This is a genomic window from Endozoicomonas sp. 4G (genome assembly GCF_023822025.1).
Lineage (GTDB): Bacteria > Pseudomonadota > Gammaproteobacteria > Pseudomonadales > Endozoicomonadaceae > Endozoicomonas_A.
The window spans coordinates 1,955,451-1,973,113 of sequence record NZ_CP082909.1 but is presented as its reverse complement, the minus strand read 5'-3'; the positions used below and the strand labels follow the sequence as shown (position 1 = coordinate 1,973,113).

Sequence of the window (17,663 nt, the reverse complement as noted above, 5' to 3'; positions counted from 1 at the left end):
TCTTTCAGACGGGTTGGGTGGCGGATCACTCTTGATCACCCTTCTTTCTTTTTTTGTTAGATGGCGGTTGGTCATACGCTTTTCTTTTGGGTCTCTGGTCGGCAGGCAGGTGGATATTTTTGTGCTTGTTCAGATCGCCCACCCGATGGGTGCTGTAATTGCAGCCCTCATGGTCACAGTGGTGCACCTTGGGCCTCTGGTCGGCAGGCAGGTGGGTCTGTTTGTGCTTGTTCAGATTTCCCATGTGGTTGGCACTGTAGTTGCAGCTCTCATGGTCGCACCGGTGCATCCTGGGTCTCTGGTCGGCAGGCAGGTGGGTCTGTTTGTGCGTTTTCAGATGGTCTGTCCGGTCGGTGCTGTAGTGGCAGCCCTCATGGTCACACCGGTGCATCTTGGGTCTCTGGTCGGCAGGCAGGTGGGTTCGTTTGTGCTTTTTCAGATTGCACTTCTGGTCGGTGATGTACTGGCAGCCCTCATAGTCACACTGGTGCACCTTAACTCTTTGATCGGCATACAGGTGGGTCCGTTTGTGCTTTTGCAGATTGCCTGGGTGGTCGCTGCTATGGTTGCAGCCCTCATAGCCACAGTAGTGCACTCTGGCTTTTTTGGATCTCTGATCGGCAGGCAGGTGGGTCCGTTTGTGCTTTTTCAGACTGTCCAACCGGTCGCTGCTGTAGTTGCAGCCCTCATGGTCACACTGGTGCACCTTGACTCTCTGGTCGTCAGGCAGGTGGGTCTGTTTGTGCATTTTTAGATGGGTCGTGTAGCCGGTACTGTAGTTGCAGCCCTCATGATCACACTGGTGCACATTCGGTCTTTTGGGTCTTTTCGGTATATTGGGTTTTTGGTTGGCAGGCAAGTGGGTCCGTTCGTGCCTTTTCAGACTGTCCAACCGGTCGCTGCTGTAGTTGCAGCCCTCATGGTCACACTGGTGCGGCTTGGGTCTCTGGTCGGCAGGCAGGTGGGTCACTTTGTGCACGTTCAAATGGCTTGTGTAGCCGGTACTGTAGTTACAGCCCTCATGGTCACACTGGTGCACCTTGGGTCTCTGATCGTCAGGCAGGTGGGTCTGTTTGTGCATTTTTAGATGGCTTGTGTAGCCGGTACTGTAGTTGCAGCCCTCATGATCACACTGGTGCACTTTGAGTCTTTGGTCGGCAGGCAGGTGGGTCTGTTTGTGCTTTTTCAGGTGATCCGTGTGGTCAGCTCTGTAAGCAGGTGGGGTGATTTCCAGGTTGTTAGCAGAGTCTACTTCTGTCACTGATTCAGCGGGTATTTCACCGTCTGAAATGGACTCCTGATGAATCATTTCCAGTCTCAGAGTCGAACAATACTGACTGAATTCGATTAATGCCCGAAAAGGATCAAGTCTCGTGTTTTCACAATGAACATGAGTTTCGGTCGCAGTTTCGTCTTCGTTTGAACCGTTGTCGCTGCTTTCATCGGAGGTGCCGCTGTCTTCAGTGTCACTGTCTTCGCTGTCGGCACTATCATCAGAGGCTGCCCGATGGTAAGCATTGGCTTGGACGCCGGGATCAGGAGAAAAGCAATAGCGGGTGTCTGAAGTTAAGAGGATGTCATCACCAAAGCAAACTCGTGGCATATCGCTGCTGTTCGCCTCGGGTTCTTGCTTCAATTCCCACCATTCAACCGTCTCGCCCTCTTCTTCAATACTTTTTTCTTCCGGTTCCTCAGGCACTGTATGACCTCTAAAGCAACAGAGCATCAGACTCCTCTTTTGTTTGGCTGTTTCAATGATTTCACGTTGCTGATGGTTGCTTTGCTGTATCTCAGTGGCGATAGCTTTAACCACAGAGTCAAGTTCCGGTAGCGCATCCCGGACTGGGAAAAAAGGGAGAAGAATAGTTTCTACATGCGATATGCCCGGGGTGTTGATAAGCGCCTTGCCGACAGTCAGAACGAAGAGCAGAGGCGTACTATTTTCCTGAGCGTGGCCATTAGGGTAATGCACAGAAAAGGCAATGGCCAAGATCAAAATCACTGTTTTTTTGGATAGCAAGGCCTGAGTTCCCAGTTGTTGAACTGTTTATTGGGAAATCAGGTTAGTCAAAATCTGGAGGGAGGTCGGAGGTTTTGGTGAGGCAGTGGTCAGTAGTCGCCTGACTGAAAGCCGGAAACAGCCGTGAACTTGATTAAAGCACTCACCAGAGCGCACTATATAAAACCTGATCAGTTATAAAATTCTTTCAGACAATGATAAACGCTGAACACCTACCTCTGATTCTGACTCTTTGTGCGGGTACGCTGATAACAACGACAATTGTCTTCTGGAGTCTGCGACTGGGCATCACGCCAACCCCTACCTCTGGCAAGGTAAGAGCAAAACTGCTGGAAACTCTGCCGGCAAAAGTCGATGGCAATATTTATGAACTGGGCTCTGGTTTTGGCTCTCTGGTAGCCGTGTTGGCAAAAACCTATCCAGACCAGGTTATCTATGGCATTGAACGCTCCCCCCTCCCCTGCTGGATCAGCCGATTACGCTGCCTGCACCTGAAAAACGCAGTCATCCTTCAACAGGATTTTTTCCAACATGAATGGGAAGAAGCCGGACTGGTGGTGTGCTATCTCTATCCGGGCGCCATGGAAACATTATCAAAAGTATTCAAGCTGAAACTTAAGAAAGGCTGTTACATCGTCAGCCATACCTTCAGGCTACCGGGGTGGGAGCCTGAGAGCATAAACAAGGCCAAGGATTTATATCGCAGTCCGGTTTATCGATACAGATGCCCATAGCCAATAAAATGCCCGTAAAGAATAAAAAGCTACTCACTGTGAATGCAAACAGGAATCAAGTCATACTGGTCCGGGTTCAGCCAACGATAGACAATCAACTGCTCAGGTTTACAACTGACACACCCTTGTTTGCAGCCTGACCGTTCCTCAACCAGCTTTCCCTTTCTGACCCAATGACCGAGCATGCCTTTCATGGCTTCAGGATCAACTTGAAAATGCTGACTCACCTCGGCCAGGGTGCAGACCCCTTTTTCTGCCAGAAAGTCTCTGATGGATAGCAACATCAATGACACCCTTTTGAGATTCCGGCTGTTTCCGACGGCATATCACCGGAAGAAAATACCATTCTCTGCCCTGCTCTCCTGAGCAGCGCAAACATGACGACCATGGCTACCGTAATGGTGGATAGCCAGCCCAATGTTGTTACCGGTTGAATACTAATCCGGGACAGCTGGTAGTAGAGAGTAGCCACTGAATATCCCATAAAGAAAGTCCAGCCTGCTACAAAGCATGTCCAGCGCAGACCTGATTCCCGGTAAATGGCACCCAGTGCGGCAACACAAGGTGTATAGAGCAGGATCATCAAGAGATAAGCGACAACAGCCGCATCAGTGGTGAACAGTCTTTGCATGACACCGAAGGTGGTGACTGTCACTTCCTGATCTTTTGCTACGGATTCAAGATCACTCAAATCGCCCACACTCAGACCAAGAGGGTCGGCAAACGACGATACAGCGTCTGAAAGATTGGCAGGAATGGTGGCCAAAGCTTCCTTAACACCTGACATAAAGTCAAAGTCATGGCCCTGAGCCACGGCACCATTCTCTTGATCGGCGATGGCGGTGTACATAGAGTTAAGCGTGCCAACCACTGCCTCTTTAGCCAGAATACCTGTGAACAGACCGACAGCGGCTGGCCAGTTATCTTCAGACATGCCCATGGGAGCAAAGGCAGGTGTGATCGTCTGACCCATTTTACTGAGCACCGATGACCGGGTGTCTTCATGACCAAAAGTGCCATCGGTTCCCAGGGAGTTCAGAGTATTCAGTATCACCACCACGATGACGATGGCTTTACCTGCCCTGAACAAGAATGCTTTCAGTCGGGTCCAGGTTCTGAGCAGCACATGCTTGACCGATGGCCTGTGATAGTCAGGCAACTCCATGACAAATGGCGTCACTTCACCACTGAATAGACATTTCTTCAACATCAATCCCGTCATGACCGCAGCCAGAATCCCCGTCAGATAAAGTGTAAAGACTACATTCTGACCAAAACCAGGAAAGAAGGCCGCAGCAAACAAGGCATAAACAGGAAGACGGGCACCGCAGGACATAAAAGGAGCCATAGCCATGGTCAACATCCGGTCCTGATGATTTTCCAGCGTCCGGGTCGCCATGATAGCCGGTACGTTACAACCAAACCCAACCAGCATAGGCACAAAGGCTTTTCCGGGCAGACCCAGGAAACGCAGTGCCCTGTCCATGACAAAAGCGGCCCTGGCCATATAACCTGAATCTTCCAGTACTGAGAGAAACAGGAACAGAAACGCAATGACCGGTATAAAGGTAGAGACCGTTTGAATACCCCCACCGACCCCCTTTGCCAGCAGGGCATCAATCCAGCCCGGCGCACCGATACTTGCCAGCAGATGGCTGACACCATCGACAAAAACAGTACCTGACAGAATGTCGAAAAAATCTATAAAAGTACTGCCTAGGTTCACTGAGAACATAAACATCAGATACATGATCCCGAAGAAAATCGGCAAACCCATGAGTCGATTCAGGACAATGCTGTCAATACGCTCAGTGAGACTATGACTCACAGCACCTGACGTTTTGACGGTATCCTGTACGATGAGACTGATGGTTTCATAGCGACCATTAGCCACCAGGATATCCATCTCTGCATCGTAGGCGGCTTCAAGCCGGGATCGTGCCTCTGTCGCTCTGTCGACTAAATCCTGAGCAACCTGACCGACAAAATCAGCCTCACCTTCCAATAATTTAAGTGCTACCCAGCGTGCGGTTGAGGGGTCTTCAAGCTCACTGGCAAAAGGCTCCTGCAGGAAAGCAACAGCCTCCTCCAGATGTGTCCCCAGAGATTGTGGTTGAGCTGGCTCAATGCCATGAAGAAGGCTTTGATTAATAAGATCTTTAAGCCCTTCGGTGCCTTTGTCCCTGGCGGCCACCATAGTATGAACAGGACAACTGAGCTGTTTGGACAGCTTTTCAGCATTGATCCTGAGACCTTTGTCTCTGGCAACATCCATCATATTGAGAACAACAATGACGGGCAGACCCATGTCCAGCAGCTGCGTGGTCAGATACAGGTTACGCTCAATATTGGCAGCATCGACAACGTTGACGATCAGCTGAGCTTCACGGGCAAGAATAAAATCACGGGCAATGCGTTCATCCATCGACACCTGATCATTGACCACATCCAGGCAATAGGTACCCGGCAGGTCAACCACTTCAATGGACTGATTTTTATGCTGATAGCAACCACCACGCTTTTCTACGGTAACACCGGGCCAGTTACCGACATGCTGACTGGCACCTGTGAGACTGTTGAATACGGTAGTTTTGCCGCAATTAGGGTTGCCGACAATCGCAAATACATGTTTATTCATTGGCGGATCACTTCGATGACTGCCGCTTCATGACGACGCAGACTGAGTTGAAATCCGCGAACCTGAAGCTGAATAGGATCGCCCAAAGGCGCTACCCTGCATACTCTGAAGCAGGTTCCGGGCGTGAGTCCCATGGCCAGAAGCTTACGACGATAAGCAGAGGCAGCTCCCCTGAAAGCAGAAATCTGAGCCTTATCTCCTGTCCGAAGATCCTCCAGAGTGGTGGTCATCGCAATCTCCTGACTCTTCTACCGAAACAGGCAGTGTCGGATAAAGAGTACTTCCAGATACATCCGGGGATGTGGTGAAAAAGGCAACCTGAGGCAGTTTATGAATCGACAACAACAGATTGGAAAACAGGGGAAAGATTAGGCCTAAATGAGAATAATTTCAATTTACAATACGGATGATTAATATCGTAATTACTGAAATATTGACGCTGATCAACCAAAGCCCGTTCAGAATGAACGTAGATTGTTCACATCAGACTCATTGAAGTGACGTAATAGTTTGTTGGGTGAGATCGGGATAGGGCGTAGCCTCACAGCTACGCTCCTCCCACAACACCCAGCATACGGGTCCGTACTGGGCGTTTCGGTCAGTTAAGCAGCCAATAATCTAATCAAACCTAATTCATCGAACCAACTATTCGGCAATGCTAAGTGCAGCGCAGGACTCCGGCTTATCCGCCAGTACCCTTTGCTCGATCCTACTGTCTGCCTCGTCAGCTCTTCACTGACTCCTCGCCTTCTTAGCTCCGCATATCGCTTCGGACTTTTCTTCCATTGATACCAGAGCAAACTTCTCAATCGTCGCCTGATCCAGCAGTCAAAGTTTTCAAACTCCGAACGGGTTTCAACTTCTCGAAAGTAGTTCTTCCAGCCCCGTAAATAGCGATTCAGAGACTCCAATCTCTGCTCCAGTGACCGCCCGCCTTTGCGGGTTAGTTGTTTGACCTTGTCCCTGAACCGCTTGCAGGTTTTATCTGCCAGCTTCTTCCTGCCATCTCTGGTAAAGCTGTATCCCAGGAACGCCCGCCTCCATGCCTTGTCAACTGCACTTTTCGCAACGTTGACTTTCAGCTTCAGCTTACTTTCGATGTAACGAGTCAAACTTGCCATCACTCTCTCGCCTGCTTTCTTGCTTCGCACAAACACCCGACAGTCATCAGCGTAACGTACAAATCGTAAATCACGCTTTTCTAACTCTTTATCGAGTTCATCCAGTACGATGTTAGACAACACAGGTGAGAGCGGCCCTCCCTGAGGCACTCCTTCCGTCTGCGGTTTTACCAGCCCGTTCTCCATCACTCCGGACTGTAGGAATCGTCGAATTAAACGTAATACATCCTTGTCATCTGTGTGAACTGCCAGTTTTGCCATCAGTCGATCATGGTTAACCCGATCGAAGAATTTCGACAGGTCAATGTCCACAACCCAGTTATATCCTTCTCGGATATACGACTGAGCCTGATTAATCGCCTGATGAGCTGACCGGTTCGGCCTGAACCCGTAACTGAAAGATGAGAACCTTAGTTCCCACTCGGCCTGCAATACTTGCTGTATCGCTTGCTGCACCATTCGGTCTAAGGCGATTGGTATACCCAACTGCCTTTCTCCTCCGTCCGGTTTGGGAATCAGTACTCGCCTTACGGGAGCAGGACGCCATTCTCCCTGCAAAAGACATTGTCGCAGTTCATGACCATGTTCTTGTAGATGGGTGTACAACCCTTCCACTGTCATACGGTCGATCCCTGCTGCGCCTTTATTGCGTTTAACTCGCTGAAAGGCTCTTGTTAAATTATTGGGGTTGGCGATACGCTCCATCAGTCTAGTACCACCCGCCGGGCTTTCGTAATCCTGTGATACCGACACGACCTCAGCTCTCATAGCCTTGCAGCCTCCGGTTCCGCCGTGACCACTTGGCATGAGTTCCAGTGTTTGCTGGATTTGTCTGCGTCCAGTGTATCGAATAACAGAAACTACTCACCACTCTGTACCGTTCAGGCCTTCACTGACATACGCCAGCTACTATGCCATCTGCTGACTTCTGTGTGGCGGTCAAGTCACCTTACGATGACCTCAGTCCGAAATATCAGACACCACACAGACCTCCCGAGGTAAGTCACACCGCCTTCGCCGCACAACCGCCAGATCTACTGCCTGAATGTCCGGATGAGTATGGACTTCGTCATCATACGCTGACTCGTCCTCACGCAAACAGCCTCATATCTGATTTCTGTTCGTCGGCTCGCGGTTTTGCTCCACACTGCCTTCAGCCTGCATCTCACGATACAAACCTTGTGCTTCACTAGTCCTTCGCCCTCATCTGGCTGGACAGGGGACTTTCACCCCCAAGCTGTGTGACATGCTCGGCACACGTATGCATTCCCACGCAGTGCGTGGGAACGAGGAAAAGGTTTGAAAAATAATGACTATTGATATGCGCCAAATAATGGCCAATGCCCTGCATGAACAAGGTAATGCCCTTTTAACATTGAGTGAGCGCGTTGATGATTCTTTTGAGCAAGCTGTTCAGTTAATGCTTGCCTGCAAAGGCCGGGTTATCATTTCTGGCATGGGCAAATCAGGCCTGATCGGAAAGAAGATAGCTGCAACACTGGCCTCTACAGGCACCATGAGCTTTTTCATGCATCCTGGTGAAGCGTTCCATGGCGACTTGGGCATGATTCGTTTTGATGAAAGAGCCGATGCTATTGTTTTAATTTCATACAGCGGTGAAACAGATGAAGTGCTGAAGCTGATTCCTTCACTGAAAAGCTTTGGTACCAAGATCATCGCAATTACCGGTGGCATGGATTCAACACTGGCAAAAAATGCTGACGTTGTGTTGAACGGTTCTGTAAAAGAAGAAGTTTGCCCAAACAATCTGGCACCCACCACTTCAACCACTGTAGCAATCGCTATTGGTGATGCGCTGGCCGTCGCCCTGATTAAAGCTCGTGATTTCCAACCGCACGACTTTGCAAAATTCCATCCTGGGGGTAGCCTGGGTCGACGACTTCTGACTCGTGTAAAAGATGTCATGGAAAAAGATCGTTTACCCTTAGTGACGATATCTACTCCAATGCACGATGTTATTTTAACGATGACTGAAACCCGGTCTGGCATGGCTATTGTTATGGATGACAATAACAATCTGGCTGGTGTTATAACAGATGGTGATTTGCGCCGTTATATGACTAGCCATGATAATATTCTTGGTTTGAAGGCCAATGATTTAATGAGTGAGAATCCTGTTTGCATAACCGAGAATGCAATGCTTTCTGAGGCTGAAGATGCTATGAAAGCTAGTCATATAAAATGCCTTGTTGCGACTGATGAAGATGACAGGGTTGTTGGCTTGGTTGATTGGGCGGTTTGAGAAAAATGGTCAGGTCTTGATTGTTGAGAACGTTTAAATCTGTTCTATTTTTAAGGCTTTTTGGCTAGTCCCCACGTATGGCAAAACAATGGCTCCCATGCTGAACGCATACGACATCTCAAGTTGAAGAGCCCGTTTTCGGGTGTAGATCGGGATAGGGCGTAGCCTCACAGTTAAGCTCCTCCCACAACACCCAGCTTACGGATCCGTACCGGGCTTTTCGGTCAGTTAAGCAGCCAATAATCTAATCAAACCTAATTCATCGAACCAACTCTTCGGCAGTGCTATGTGCTGCTCAGGACTCCGGCTTATTCGCCAGCACCCTTTGCTCGATCCTACTGTCTGCCTCGCCAGTTTATCACTGCCCCCCCGCCTTCTTAGCTCCGCATATCGCTTCGGACTTTTCTTCCATTGATACCAGAGCAGACTTCTCAATCGTCGTCTGATCCAGCAGTCAAAGTTTTCAAACTCCGAACGGGTTTCAACTTCTCGAAAGTAGTTCTTCCAGCCCCGTAAGTCGCGATTCAGGGACTCCAACCTCTGCTTCAGTGACCGCCCGCCTTTGTGGGTTATTTGTTTGAATTTGTCCCTGAACCGCTTGCAGGTTTTCTCTGCCAGCTTCTTCCTGTCATCTCTGGTAAAGCTGTATCCCAGGAATGCCCGCTTCCATGCCTTGTCAACTGCACGCACCACCCGCCGGGCTTTCGTAATCCTGTCATGCCGGCACGACCTCAGCCCTCATAGCGTTGTAGCCTCCGATCTTCTCTTAAGCCAATGTCGAGCACCCAGTTCAGGCTATTTTCCACCGACCAGTGGGATCGCACTGAACTCATGAACTCTTTAGCATCGGTCTTAAGACTGGAAATAAAGTATCGCCGTTCGAGACTCACTTTTTCACCTTCATGGCGCTCGCTTTCGACTACAGCGTCTGTGCGCTCCGCGATAAGCTGAGCCCACTTAATAAAGCATTTCCGAAACTCCTTGGGATCAAGGCGCTCAAAAACTCTGATAAAGGTATGCTGTGAAGGTATCCCGTGAGGTAATGGTATGTAACGCTTCAACCATGTTTTCTTTTTTTTGCCGAGTTCTGACACCATATTCCAGTCTTCAGCACCACAAATAATCATGCATATTGCAATAAACACAAGATGAGGCAGTGGATGTCTGTGGTTATCTGCCCGAACTTCGGTGAGTTCAGAAAATACTCCGAAAGGAGCCATATTCAGCGTCCTTAATGTTCAAGATAAAAATGTCGCATCTGTTGAAGTGGTGCATTACCTCGGGTCAAAAAAAGTTAGTGCCAAATGAGATCGCCCTGAAGCCAACTCCAGATCAGGTGCTAGTGGTAATCGCTATATGCTAGGCGGTTATACGGATTTTGCGCTTGATAATTTTGAATTAAGATACGATACCGTAAAATTTAATAATTAATCGTTCAAATTAAGCACGAAGTAGTAACTTAAATGGCCTTATCACCTATCCCTTCACGTTATTGCTTTACTTTTTTAGCGACTACCACTTCTTGTTTTTCGTCTTCGGACGGCAAAAACAATCACTGTAATCAGCAAACTGTACGTTGAGTAGTATGAGCCCCAACAACAATATGAAACTATCGGTATTCTGGAGAGCCCTGTTATTTCTCGTGATAGGGGGGATAATTGGTTTTTTTATGCGAGGCTACTCAGGGTCACCACCGGATGATCCAACACACAACGGGGCACCAACCAGCATACCGGGATCCTCCTATACAGACCCTGAAAATATCGTGGTAAAAAACCCCGACACACAGGAGGAAATAAACAGCTACCTGTTAGGCAAGGAAGTTGCGGGTATTACTCAACAGCAACAAAGAACCGTCATACCACTGCAGGTCTATCACGGACTTGTTAATGGCTTAAACGGTAAAACGCTACTGCTGAGCAATGCAGAACAGGCCAATGGTTATCAGTCTCTGCTCGAGTACTCTGACCAACCAGACAATTCAGGCAAAGCCAAGTCGTTGTTGGAATCAGAGAATCAGCGACTTAATGAGGAACTGCAGACATTAAGAAAGCAGTTACAGTCACAGTCCGCTGAGCTATCAGATGGGCAAGCCCGGCTTGCACTTGCTGAGGAAAGTTACACTCAGGCAAATGAAAAGATAGCGAGGCTTGAGAAAACGGTAGAAGAATTAAACGATCAATTAAGCTACCAAAGCTACCCAGCCGTTGCATCAGATGGTCTTAATGCTGAGAATCTGCCCAATCTCCCGACGGCAACGTCCGACACCTCGGAAACACTTCCGATTCAAGAAGACACTCTGGCACAAACAGCCAGAAGTATCGGACAAAGGCTAGATCCGGAGGGTGAACTAGACACCGAACAAACAGAAAACCTGAACGACGTCGTAAGTGGTGAAATTGCCAATGCGGGCATAGCTTTTGGAGAAGGCTATGCGGAATCACTGCTGAGTAAATACGGTGAGGCTCGTATTGATATCGGGCTGGATGCCGACTGGTCAATTAATGAGTACGCGCTGGACTATCTGCTGCCTGTTTACGACGACAAGAATGAGCAAATTTTTACTCAATTAGGCTACCGTCACTGGGGTGAGCGGGATATGGCCAACCTTGGCCTGGGCTACCGCTATTTCGGTAACAAGGTGATGTGGGGGATCAACGCATTTTATGACGAGGACATCACTTTGGGCCACAGTCGTGGTAGTGTCGGACTTGAGCTGGGTATTGATTCCGCCAAACTGTATGGCAACTATTACACCCCCCTGAGCGACTGGAAAGACGTTGATGCACCGGGTTATCAGTTGCAGTCAAGAGCTGCTGCAGGCTGGGATGTTGGTATTAATGCATTTATAGCAGAAGCTCCGGCATGGTCCACCACACTTGAACTGTTCCAGTGGCAAGGTAATCATGTGGATGAACAGGGCAACTTTGAAGAGGATGTCAGCGGCTCAGCCTTCCAAGAGCTTGGAACAGATCCGATGGGGGCCAGCCTGAGCGTTGAGTACCGACCTTTCTCTTTATTCTCTCTGGGTGTGACTAAAACCATTGGTGATACAGAGTTTAGTGATACACGTCTGGAAGCCACTTTCAACTGGAACATTGGACAGCCACTGGGTGAACAGCTGAAAGCGACCACCACCTCTCTGGCTAATGACTGGCAAAAAGGCACGTTTGTTGAGCGGCAAAACAATATCGTGCTGGAATATAGCGAGAAGCAAATAAGCGAAAATGGGCAAACGATTAATCTTTCCCTGAACGAACAGTACAGCGTGACAGAGCGGGAGTCCGTCACGATACAGGCTGACATTACGACAGCCTTCCCTGTAGAAAGCTTGCAATGGACTGGCAAAGGTGCTCAATACCTGAGCAGCACCAGTAGCCAGACAGTGGTCTTTACAGCGCCTGACTGGCAGGCTGCCCCCCTCAGCAATACCTATGACTTGACATTGACGGTGGCCAATAGCAACGGTGACTCCGCCCAAGTAGATACACAGGTCGTTGTCACTCAAAATGCGGCACTTAAACCTGTCTTAACGCTTTATTCTGATCCTGCTCTGACAAAACCTGTCAGCAGCTACAGTGCAGCGCATGGTGAACAAGCGCCCACCATTTACTGGGCGGTAGAAGACCGGGGAGGTAATGAAGCAGCCGTCGCTACTTATCAGAATACAGATGAAGTTGCCCGTTTCCGTTGGGGCGGCGATCAAGAAATTCTGCAATCTATTGACACCAAGACACCTGTTATCGATGTCTCTGAACCCGTAGGCAGCTACGAAACGAAGTTACAAGTCATTCTGGAGACAGGAGAAAAACTGATTAAGTCCGTTCCGATCCAGATTGCGAAAGGCGCTGGAAATCGTTTAGATGCAGGTCCGGATGTCACTCTCGTTTATGTTGATGACCCATCACAGGTCGTCAAATCTCAAACCACCGGAGGTGACTCGGGAACACTGCTTTATCAAAGTTCGGACTCCAATGTAGCGGACGTTAATCAGTCTGGCTTGGTTGATGTGCATAACATAGGCACAACCCACATCCGGGTACTGGAAAAAACCACTGATAATTTTGAAAGAGATGCTGATAGCTATCTTCTGACTGTTCTGCCTGGTGATCCATCGCTAGCATGGGACGATGACCAGAGTTTAATCAAAAACGGTCAGGTCAGCCTCCCTCAAGGCGTTAGCAGCTTCACCATTCCTGCAATATCACAAGTCGGTGCCGAAGGAACGATTACCTATCGTGTGATCGGTGATCAACAGGTTGCTGCTGTCAATAAAAATGGCACGGTTTCCCTGAAAGGAAACCAAGGTGCAGTGAAAGTCGAAGCCGAAATCACAAAAGATGGAAATTATCGAAGTCAGGTAATTGGCTATACGCTGATCGTTAGTAGTGGTACAACAAAACCTCACTTCGAGTGGGCTGCCCCCGTCCAAAACGGTCAATATACCGTGACTTACAACGATATGGGGCTCGTAACAACGGCAGAGAGTCACAACTCAGAGGGCGCTGTACGCTATAAAAGCGACGACACCCAAATTGCCGAGATCGATCAATCCGGTAATCTGACAATTCTCCAGGCAGGTACAACCACTATTCGCGCCTATCTGGCACCGAAAGGTGAGTTTATCGGTGCTGAAATCAGCTACACCCTGACGGTGAATAAGGATGCTAATGATACGCTGAGCTTTATGGGCATTAAGGCAGGAGATACGGTAACACGAGATTATGGCGATGACCGTTTTGCCTACATGGCTGTCGCAGAGGCAGACTCGGACGGAGACATTAGCTACAGTTCAGGTGACCCTGATATCGCTGAAGTCGACTCGGAAACAGGCCAAGTCACCATCAAAAATGCAGGTCAAACAACCATTAAAGCCACACAGGAAGAAGGAACCAATTATCTGAAGGGTGATATTAGCTACAACCTGAGCATCAGTAAGGTACCTAGCAACCTCACGTGGAATGGTAAGGCTGCTGATGGGTCCGTTGATAGAACTTACGATAGTGGTAATTTCACATTCCAGGTTGATTCAAACTCCAAAGATAGTGACATTGTATATACCCTGAAGGGTGAGCAACCGGGCGCTAACGTCGCAGATGTTGCTGTGATAGATCATGCAACTGGTGAAGTGGCGATTAAAGGCGTTGGCAGTGTAGAGGTTCAGGCTACCCAGCTTGAAAGTGATAACTATGAGAAAACTTCTGTCGCTTATAGTCTGAAGGTGCACCCTGGTGATCCAACGCTGACCTGGGAAGACTCAAAGGGGTTGATTCAAAGTGGTCGGGTGAACCAAAACGAAGGTAGTGCGGATTTTACCATTCCTGCGGTATCACAAGCGGGTTCTTCAGGATCTGTAGCTTACGATGTGGTCGGTGACCAAAAAATTGCCACTGTCGATCAGAATGGCACAGTTTCTCTGAACGGTAATCGCGGGGCAGTGAAGATCGAAGCAGAGATCAGCAAACACGGCAATTATCGAAGTCAGGTAATTGGCTATACCCTGATCGTCGGTCGTGGGGCGACAAAGCCTAACTTTGGGTGGGATAACTCCGTCAAAAATGGCGAGTACGTTGTTACATATAACGACATTGGTCATGTAACTAAAGCTACCAGTAGCAATTCAACAGGAGCGGTGCGCTATAAAAGTGATGACACTCAAATTGCCGAGATCGATCAATCCGGTAATCTGACAATTCTCCAGGCAGGTACAACCACTATTCGCGCCTATCTGGCACCGAAAGATGAGTTTACCGGTGCTGAAGTCAGCTACACCCTGACAGTGGAGAAAGACGATAACAATACGCTGAGCTTTATGGAAATTAACGCAGGGGATACGGTAGCTCGCGATTATGGTGATGACCGTTTTGCCTACAGCGTCGTTGCAGAACCAGATTCGGACGGTGACATTGGCTACATTTCAGGCAACCCCAATATTGCAAAAGTAGATCAGAACACGGGCTGGATCACCATCAAGCAGGCAGGTAATACAACCATCATAGCTAAACAGAAAGAAGGTACTAATTATCTGAAGGGTGGTGTTGCCTACAAACTGACTATCAACAAGATATTCAGTAAACTGACTTGGAGTGGTGAGGCTGCCAGCGGTACAGTCTACAGAACGTATGGGGATAAGGACTTCTTATTCCAGGTAGGTTCCAGCTCTGATGAGGAGTCTGTCACTTATTCATTGATTGATGAAAAGCCAAGCGCGAATGTTGTCTCGGTTGCCAGTATTGATGAGGATACCGGAAAAATCGCTATTGAGGGTGCCGGTAGCGTAACGGTGTCAGCCACGCAGAAAGAGAGTGTTAATTACAAAGAAACGACCAGCAAGTATCAGCTGATTGTGAGTCAGGGCAGTCGTTCTGATCTGACGTGGCAGGATGCGAGTGCAGCGAAGGGTACCGTAATCAAACACTTTGGTGATCAATCGTTCACCATCGAAGCTGCTTCAACCGACAGTGAGGGAGATATTCAGTATCAAGTAATTGGAAACTCAGACATTGCTACGGTTGAACCATCAACTGGCAAGGTGAATCTGGGCACTCGTACAGGCGTGGTCAATGTGATCGCCACTCAGGAGGCATATGGCAGTTACGCTGAAACTCAGGTGGCCTATGTGTTGAAGGTGGGTAGGCAGCAGGATTCAGATCTGTCATGGGGAAAAATTAAAGACGGTGCTTCGGTGAATGCCACATTTGGCATGGCAACGCCTCCTTTAAATACGGCGAGCGCCACATCCACTGGCACGATTACCTATACCAGTGATAATCCTGCTGTAGCAGGAGTACACGAAAACACCGGTGTATTGACATTGAACCAGTCAGGAAAGGCTACGATTACCGCTCACCTGGAAGCGACTGATACCGTAGCCGCTGATAGTGTTACCTACATCTTAAAGGTTGCAAAATCCGCTGTTAACACTCTAACTTGGTCGGATGGTGTCTCAGATGATGGATCAGTGGATGTAAGCTACCAAGATGACCGATACCCACATATAACAGCAACCTCTATAGACCCTAAGGCGGTGATCTCTTACAGCAGTAGTGACTCAAATGTTGCTGATGTGAACCGCTTTACCGGGGAACTCACCGTTCATGGTAGTGGCCCGACGACCATCACAGCTCAACACGATGCTACCAGTCGGTTCGAAGCGTCCGAGATCCAATATATGCTTAACGTCGCTAAGGCTTCCTCTGACCTGCACTGGGATCAGACGGAAGTAAGTGATGGTTCTCACACTATGAATTACGCTAGTACCGAAACCTTCACAGCTTCTGCAACTAGTAGTCAGGGAGATATTACTTACTCTGTGACGCAAGGAGGGGATGTTGTAAGCGTTGATCAGAGGAGCGGCCAATTAACCACTAAAAAAACAGGGCAGGCAACTGTTACTGCAACTCAGGCTGAAGACGGTGACCATGCTGCAACCTCTATTAGTTACACGATAGATGTTCAACCATCAACACCAGTATTGGAATGGGATCAAGCTGATGCAGAGAGTGGGCAGGTAAATGTCACTTTTGATGACGCAAGCTATACGGCGACGGTCTCTGCTTCCTACCAGGGCCAGGAAGTCACTGGGGAGGTACAGTATACTAGCATCGACACCAAGATAGTGGATGTTGATTCCAGCGGTCTGGTTTCCTTTACTGCAATCGGTACAACTGATATTAAGGCAAGCTTTACACCTGATGACCCGGGCTTTTTACCCGCTAATGAAAGTTATCAGATAACCCTTAAAAAGGGGGTAGGTAAGCCACTGGATGTTGGTAAAAATATGCTCCTGACTATAGGTGAGAGCGGCTCGCAACCTGTTCAAGGTGGAAACGGCGGCGTGCTTACCTATTCTTCGGGTGACACTAGCATTGCCACAGTTGATTCGACCGGTGAAGTCACCTCGATAAAGTTGGGCAGAACGAAAATCACTGTCACAGAGTCGGAAACAGCGAAATATCTGGAGCAGAGTGCTAGATATATGGTGACGGTCAAACCAAAGCCACCATTTATCGTACTGAACTACTGCTTCAGTGGTTACAACTCTCAAAGACCTCAGCAAACGGATTACGCAATTTTGAATTCTGAGGGTTGGAGTTTAGACGAGGTAAGAGTGGAGTCGGAGAGTCAGAACGGTGGCGGCAGTGTATATGATACTTCACCCAAGGCTGGCTCTAGTACTATCTGGTGGTCGTATGATGCACATGATAGAGATGTTAAACACAGGGCAACGCTTAAGTACAGCGAAGGCTCTAGCCATTACCAAATTACCACAGACTGGATGATTTGTGATTATTAGGGACTAGCACCCAATTAGCTCTCCTTGGCAAACAAGTGGTCTGTTTAAAAGGATCATTAATTTTGCTGTCTGTTGTTGCCACCTTGACCTTGATTGAGGTGGCAACAGCCCTCATCATCAAATACCCTTCTTTTTGAAATCAAAACAGCCTTTGGGCAACGGTCGCTATTTTATGCTGGTTGAGCACCAGACTGAATCTGAGCCTGCCGATGCCTAACGGTTGTCTATGCCAACGAGAGTCCACCATCCACTACCAATGTATGGCCCACAATATAACTCGCTCTGTCAGATAATAAGAACTCGACTGCATTCACTATTTCTTCGATTTCTCCAAAGCGTTTGATTGGCACAATATCTGGCACAGTGGGCCTTTCTCGCCCTCTCAATTTCTTGCATTTACCCATAGCCCAGCGAACCCGTATTGCTTCCACGTAGTTCAGAACCTTCTTCAATTCTGATGGGCAAAACTTCCCATAGTCATTGATCCAACCCTATACAATGGGATTGATCAGCTTTGCCAACTCCACCCGACACGCCTGGCAGCGTGCGGCTGAAATTAGCGTTCGGTGTCTCTGTGCCATCTCTTATTGT

General features: G+C 48.6%; 11 protein-coding genes. 3 read left to right on the top strand and 8 right to left on the bottom strand.

Annotation, left to right across the window (positions count from 1 at the left end; translation table 11 throughout):
• Positions 1-25 precede the first annotated feature (25 nt).
• Complete coding sequence (locus K7B67_RS07755; protein ID WP_252179772.1) at positions 26-2,020, bottom strand: C2H2-type zinc finger protein; 1,995 nt, start codon at positions 2,018-2,020, stop codon at positions 26-28.
• Between the two features lie 194 nt (positions 2,021-2,214).
• On the opposite strand from K7B67_RS07755, the gene K7B67_RS07750 reads away from it, so the two are divergent.
• Complete coding sequence (locus tag K7B67_RS07750; RefSeq protein ID WP_252179771.1) at positions 2,215-2,754, top strand: methyltransferase; 540 nt, start codon at positions 2,215-2,217, stop codon at positions 2,752-2,754.
• A gap of 29 nt (positions 2,755-2,783) precedes the next feature.
• Here the strand turns inward: K7B67_RS07750 and K7B67_RS07745 are convergent, their stop codons facing one another.
• The 4 genes from K7B67_RS07745 to ltrA all read right to left on the bottom strand — a co-directional run bounded on the left by K7B67_RS07745 (position 2,784) and on the right by ltrA (position 7,320).
• Entirely contained in the window at positions 2,784-3,035 is a 252-nt protein-coding gene (locus K7B67_RS07745) for a FeoC-like transcriptional regulator (RefSeq protein WP_252179770.1), read from the bottom strand.
• Between the two features lie 2 nt (positions 3,036-3,037).
• A complete protein-coding gene (feoB, locus tag K7B67_RS07740; protein WP_252179769.1) occupies positions 3,038-5,392 on the bottom strand; it encodes a Fe(2+) transporter permease subunit FeoB in 2,355 nt (784 codons plus the stop codon).
• Positions 5,389-5,622: a FeoA family protein gene (locus K7B67_RS07735; RefSeq protein WP_252179768.1), complete on the bottom strand. Its 234-nt coding sequence runs from the start codon at positions 5,620-5,622 to the stop codon at positions 5,389-5,391. Before K7B67_RS07735 ends, feoB begins: the two co-directional genes overlap by 4 nt.
• Positions 5,623-5,994: 372 nt before the next feature.
• Positions 5,995-7,320: a group II intron reverse transcriptase/maturase gene (gene ltrA / locus K7B67_RS07730; protein WP_252176896.1), complete on the bottom strand. Its 1,326-nt coding sequence runs from the start codon at positions 7,318-7,320 to the stop codon at positions 5,995-5,997.
• A 502-nt stretch (positions 7,321-7,822) separates the two neighbouring features.
• On the opposite strand from ltrA, the gene K7B67_RS07725 reads away from it, so the two are divergent.
• Positions 7,823-8,776 (top strand): KpsF/GutQ family sugar-phosphate isomerase, encoded by a 954-nt coding sequence (locus K7B67_RS07725; protein WP_252179767.1) that lies wholly within the window; start codon positions 7,823-7,825, stop codon positions 8,774-8,776.
• 228 nt (positions 8,777-9,004) lie between these two features.
• On the opposite strand, the gene K7B67_RS07720 is transcribed toward K7B67_RS07725, so the two are convergent.
• Positions 9,005-9,469 carry a group II intron maturase-specific domain-containing protein gene (locus K7B67_RS07720; protein ID WP_252179766.1) on the bottom strand — a complete coding sequence of 155 codons (465 nt, stop codon included), beginning with the start codon at positions 9,467-9,469 and terminating at the stop codon, positions 9,005-9,007.
• 38 nt (positions 9,470-9,507) lie between these two features.
• Positions 9,508-9,996 carry an ISAs1 family transposase gene (locus K7B67_RS07715; RefSeq protein ID WP_252179765.1) on the bottom strand — a complete coding sequence of 163 codons (489 nt, stop codon included), beginning with the start codon at positions 9,994-9,996 and terminating at the stop codon, positions 9,508-9,510.
• Positions 9,997-10,445: 449 nt separating this feature from the next.
• Here K7B67_RS07715 and K7B67_RS07710 point away from each other — a divergent pair, with 449 nt between their 5' ends.
• On the top strand, positions 10,446-17,072 hold the full coding sequence (locus tag K7B67_RS07710; RefSeq protein ID WP_252179764.1) for an inverse autotransporter beta domain-containing protein: 6,627 nt from the start codon (positions 10,446-10,448) through the stop codon (positions 17,070-17,072).
• Positions 17,073-17,296: 224 nt separating this feature from the next.
• Here K7B67_RS07710 and K7B67_RS07705 read toward each other — a convergent pair whose 3' ends face one another.
• Entirely contained in the window at positions 17,297-17,476 is a 180-nt protein-coding gene (locus K7B67_RS07705) for an SDR family oxidoreductase (protein ID WP_252180550.1), read from the bottom strand.
• Positions 17,477-17,663: the final 187 nt, after the last annotated feature.

What these genes read in the sequence shown, in the direction of transcription:
- K7B67_RS07750 (WP_252179771.1), top strand. Translation starts at nt 2,215, where the DNA reads ATGATAAACGCTGAACACCTACCTCTGATTCTGACTCTTTGTGCGGGT.
- feoB (WP_252179769.1), bottom strand. Translation starts at nt 5,392, where the DNA reads ATGAATAAACATGTATTTGCGATTGTCGGCAACCCTAATTGCGGCAAA.
- K7B67_RS07735 (WP_252179768.1), bottom strand. Translation starts at nt 5,622, where the DNA reads ATGACCACCACTCTGGAGGATCTTCGGACAGGAGATAAGGCTCAGATT.
- ltrA (WP_252176896.1), bottom strand. Translation starts at nt 7,320, where the DNA reads ATGCCAAGTGGTCACGGCGGAACCGGAGGCTGCAAGGCTATGAGAGCT.
- K7B67_RS07725 (WP_252179767.1), top strand. Translation starts at nt 7,823, where the DNA reads ATGACTATTGATATGCGCCAAATAATGGCCAATGCCCTGCATGAACAA.
- K7B67_RS07715 (WP_252179765.1), bottom strand. Translation starts at nt 9,996, where the DNA reads ATGGCTCCTTTCGGAGTATTTTCTGAACTCACCGAAGTTCGGGCAGAT.
- K7B67_RS07710 (WP_252179764.1), top strand. Translation starts at nt 10,446, where the DNA reads ATGCGAGGCTACTCAGGGTCACCACCGGATGATCCAACACACAACGGG.
- K7B67_RS07705 (WP_252180550.1), bottom strand. Translation starts at nt 17,476, where the DNA reads ATGGGTAAATGCAAGAAATTGAGAGGGCGAGAAAGGCCCACTGTGCCA.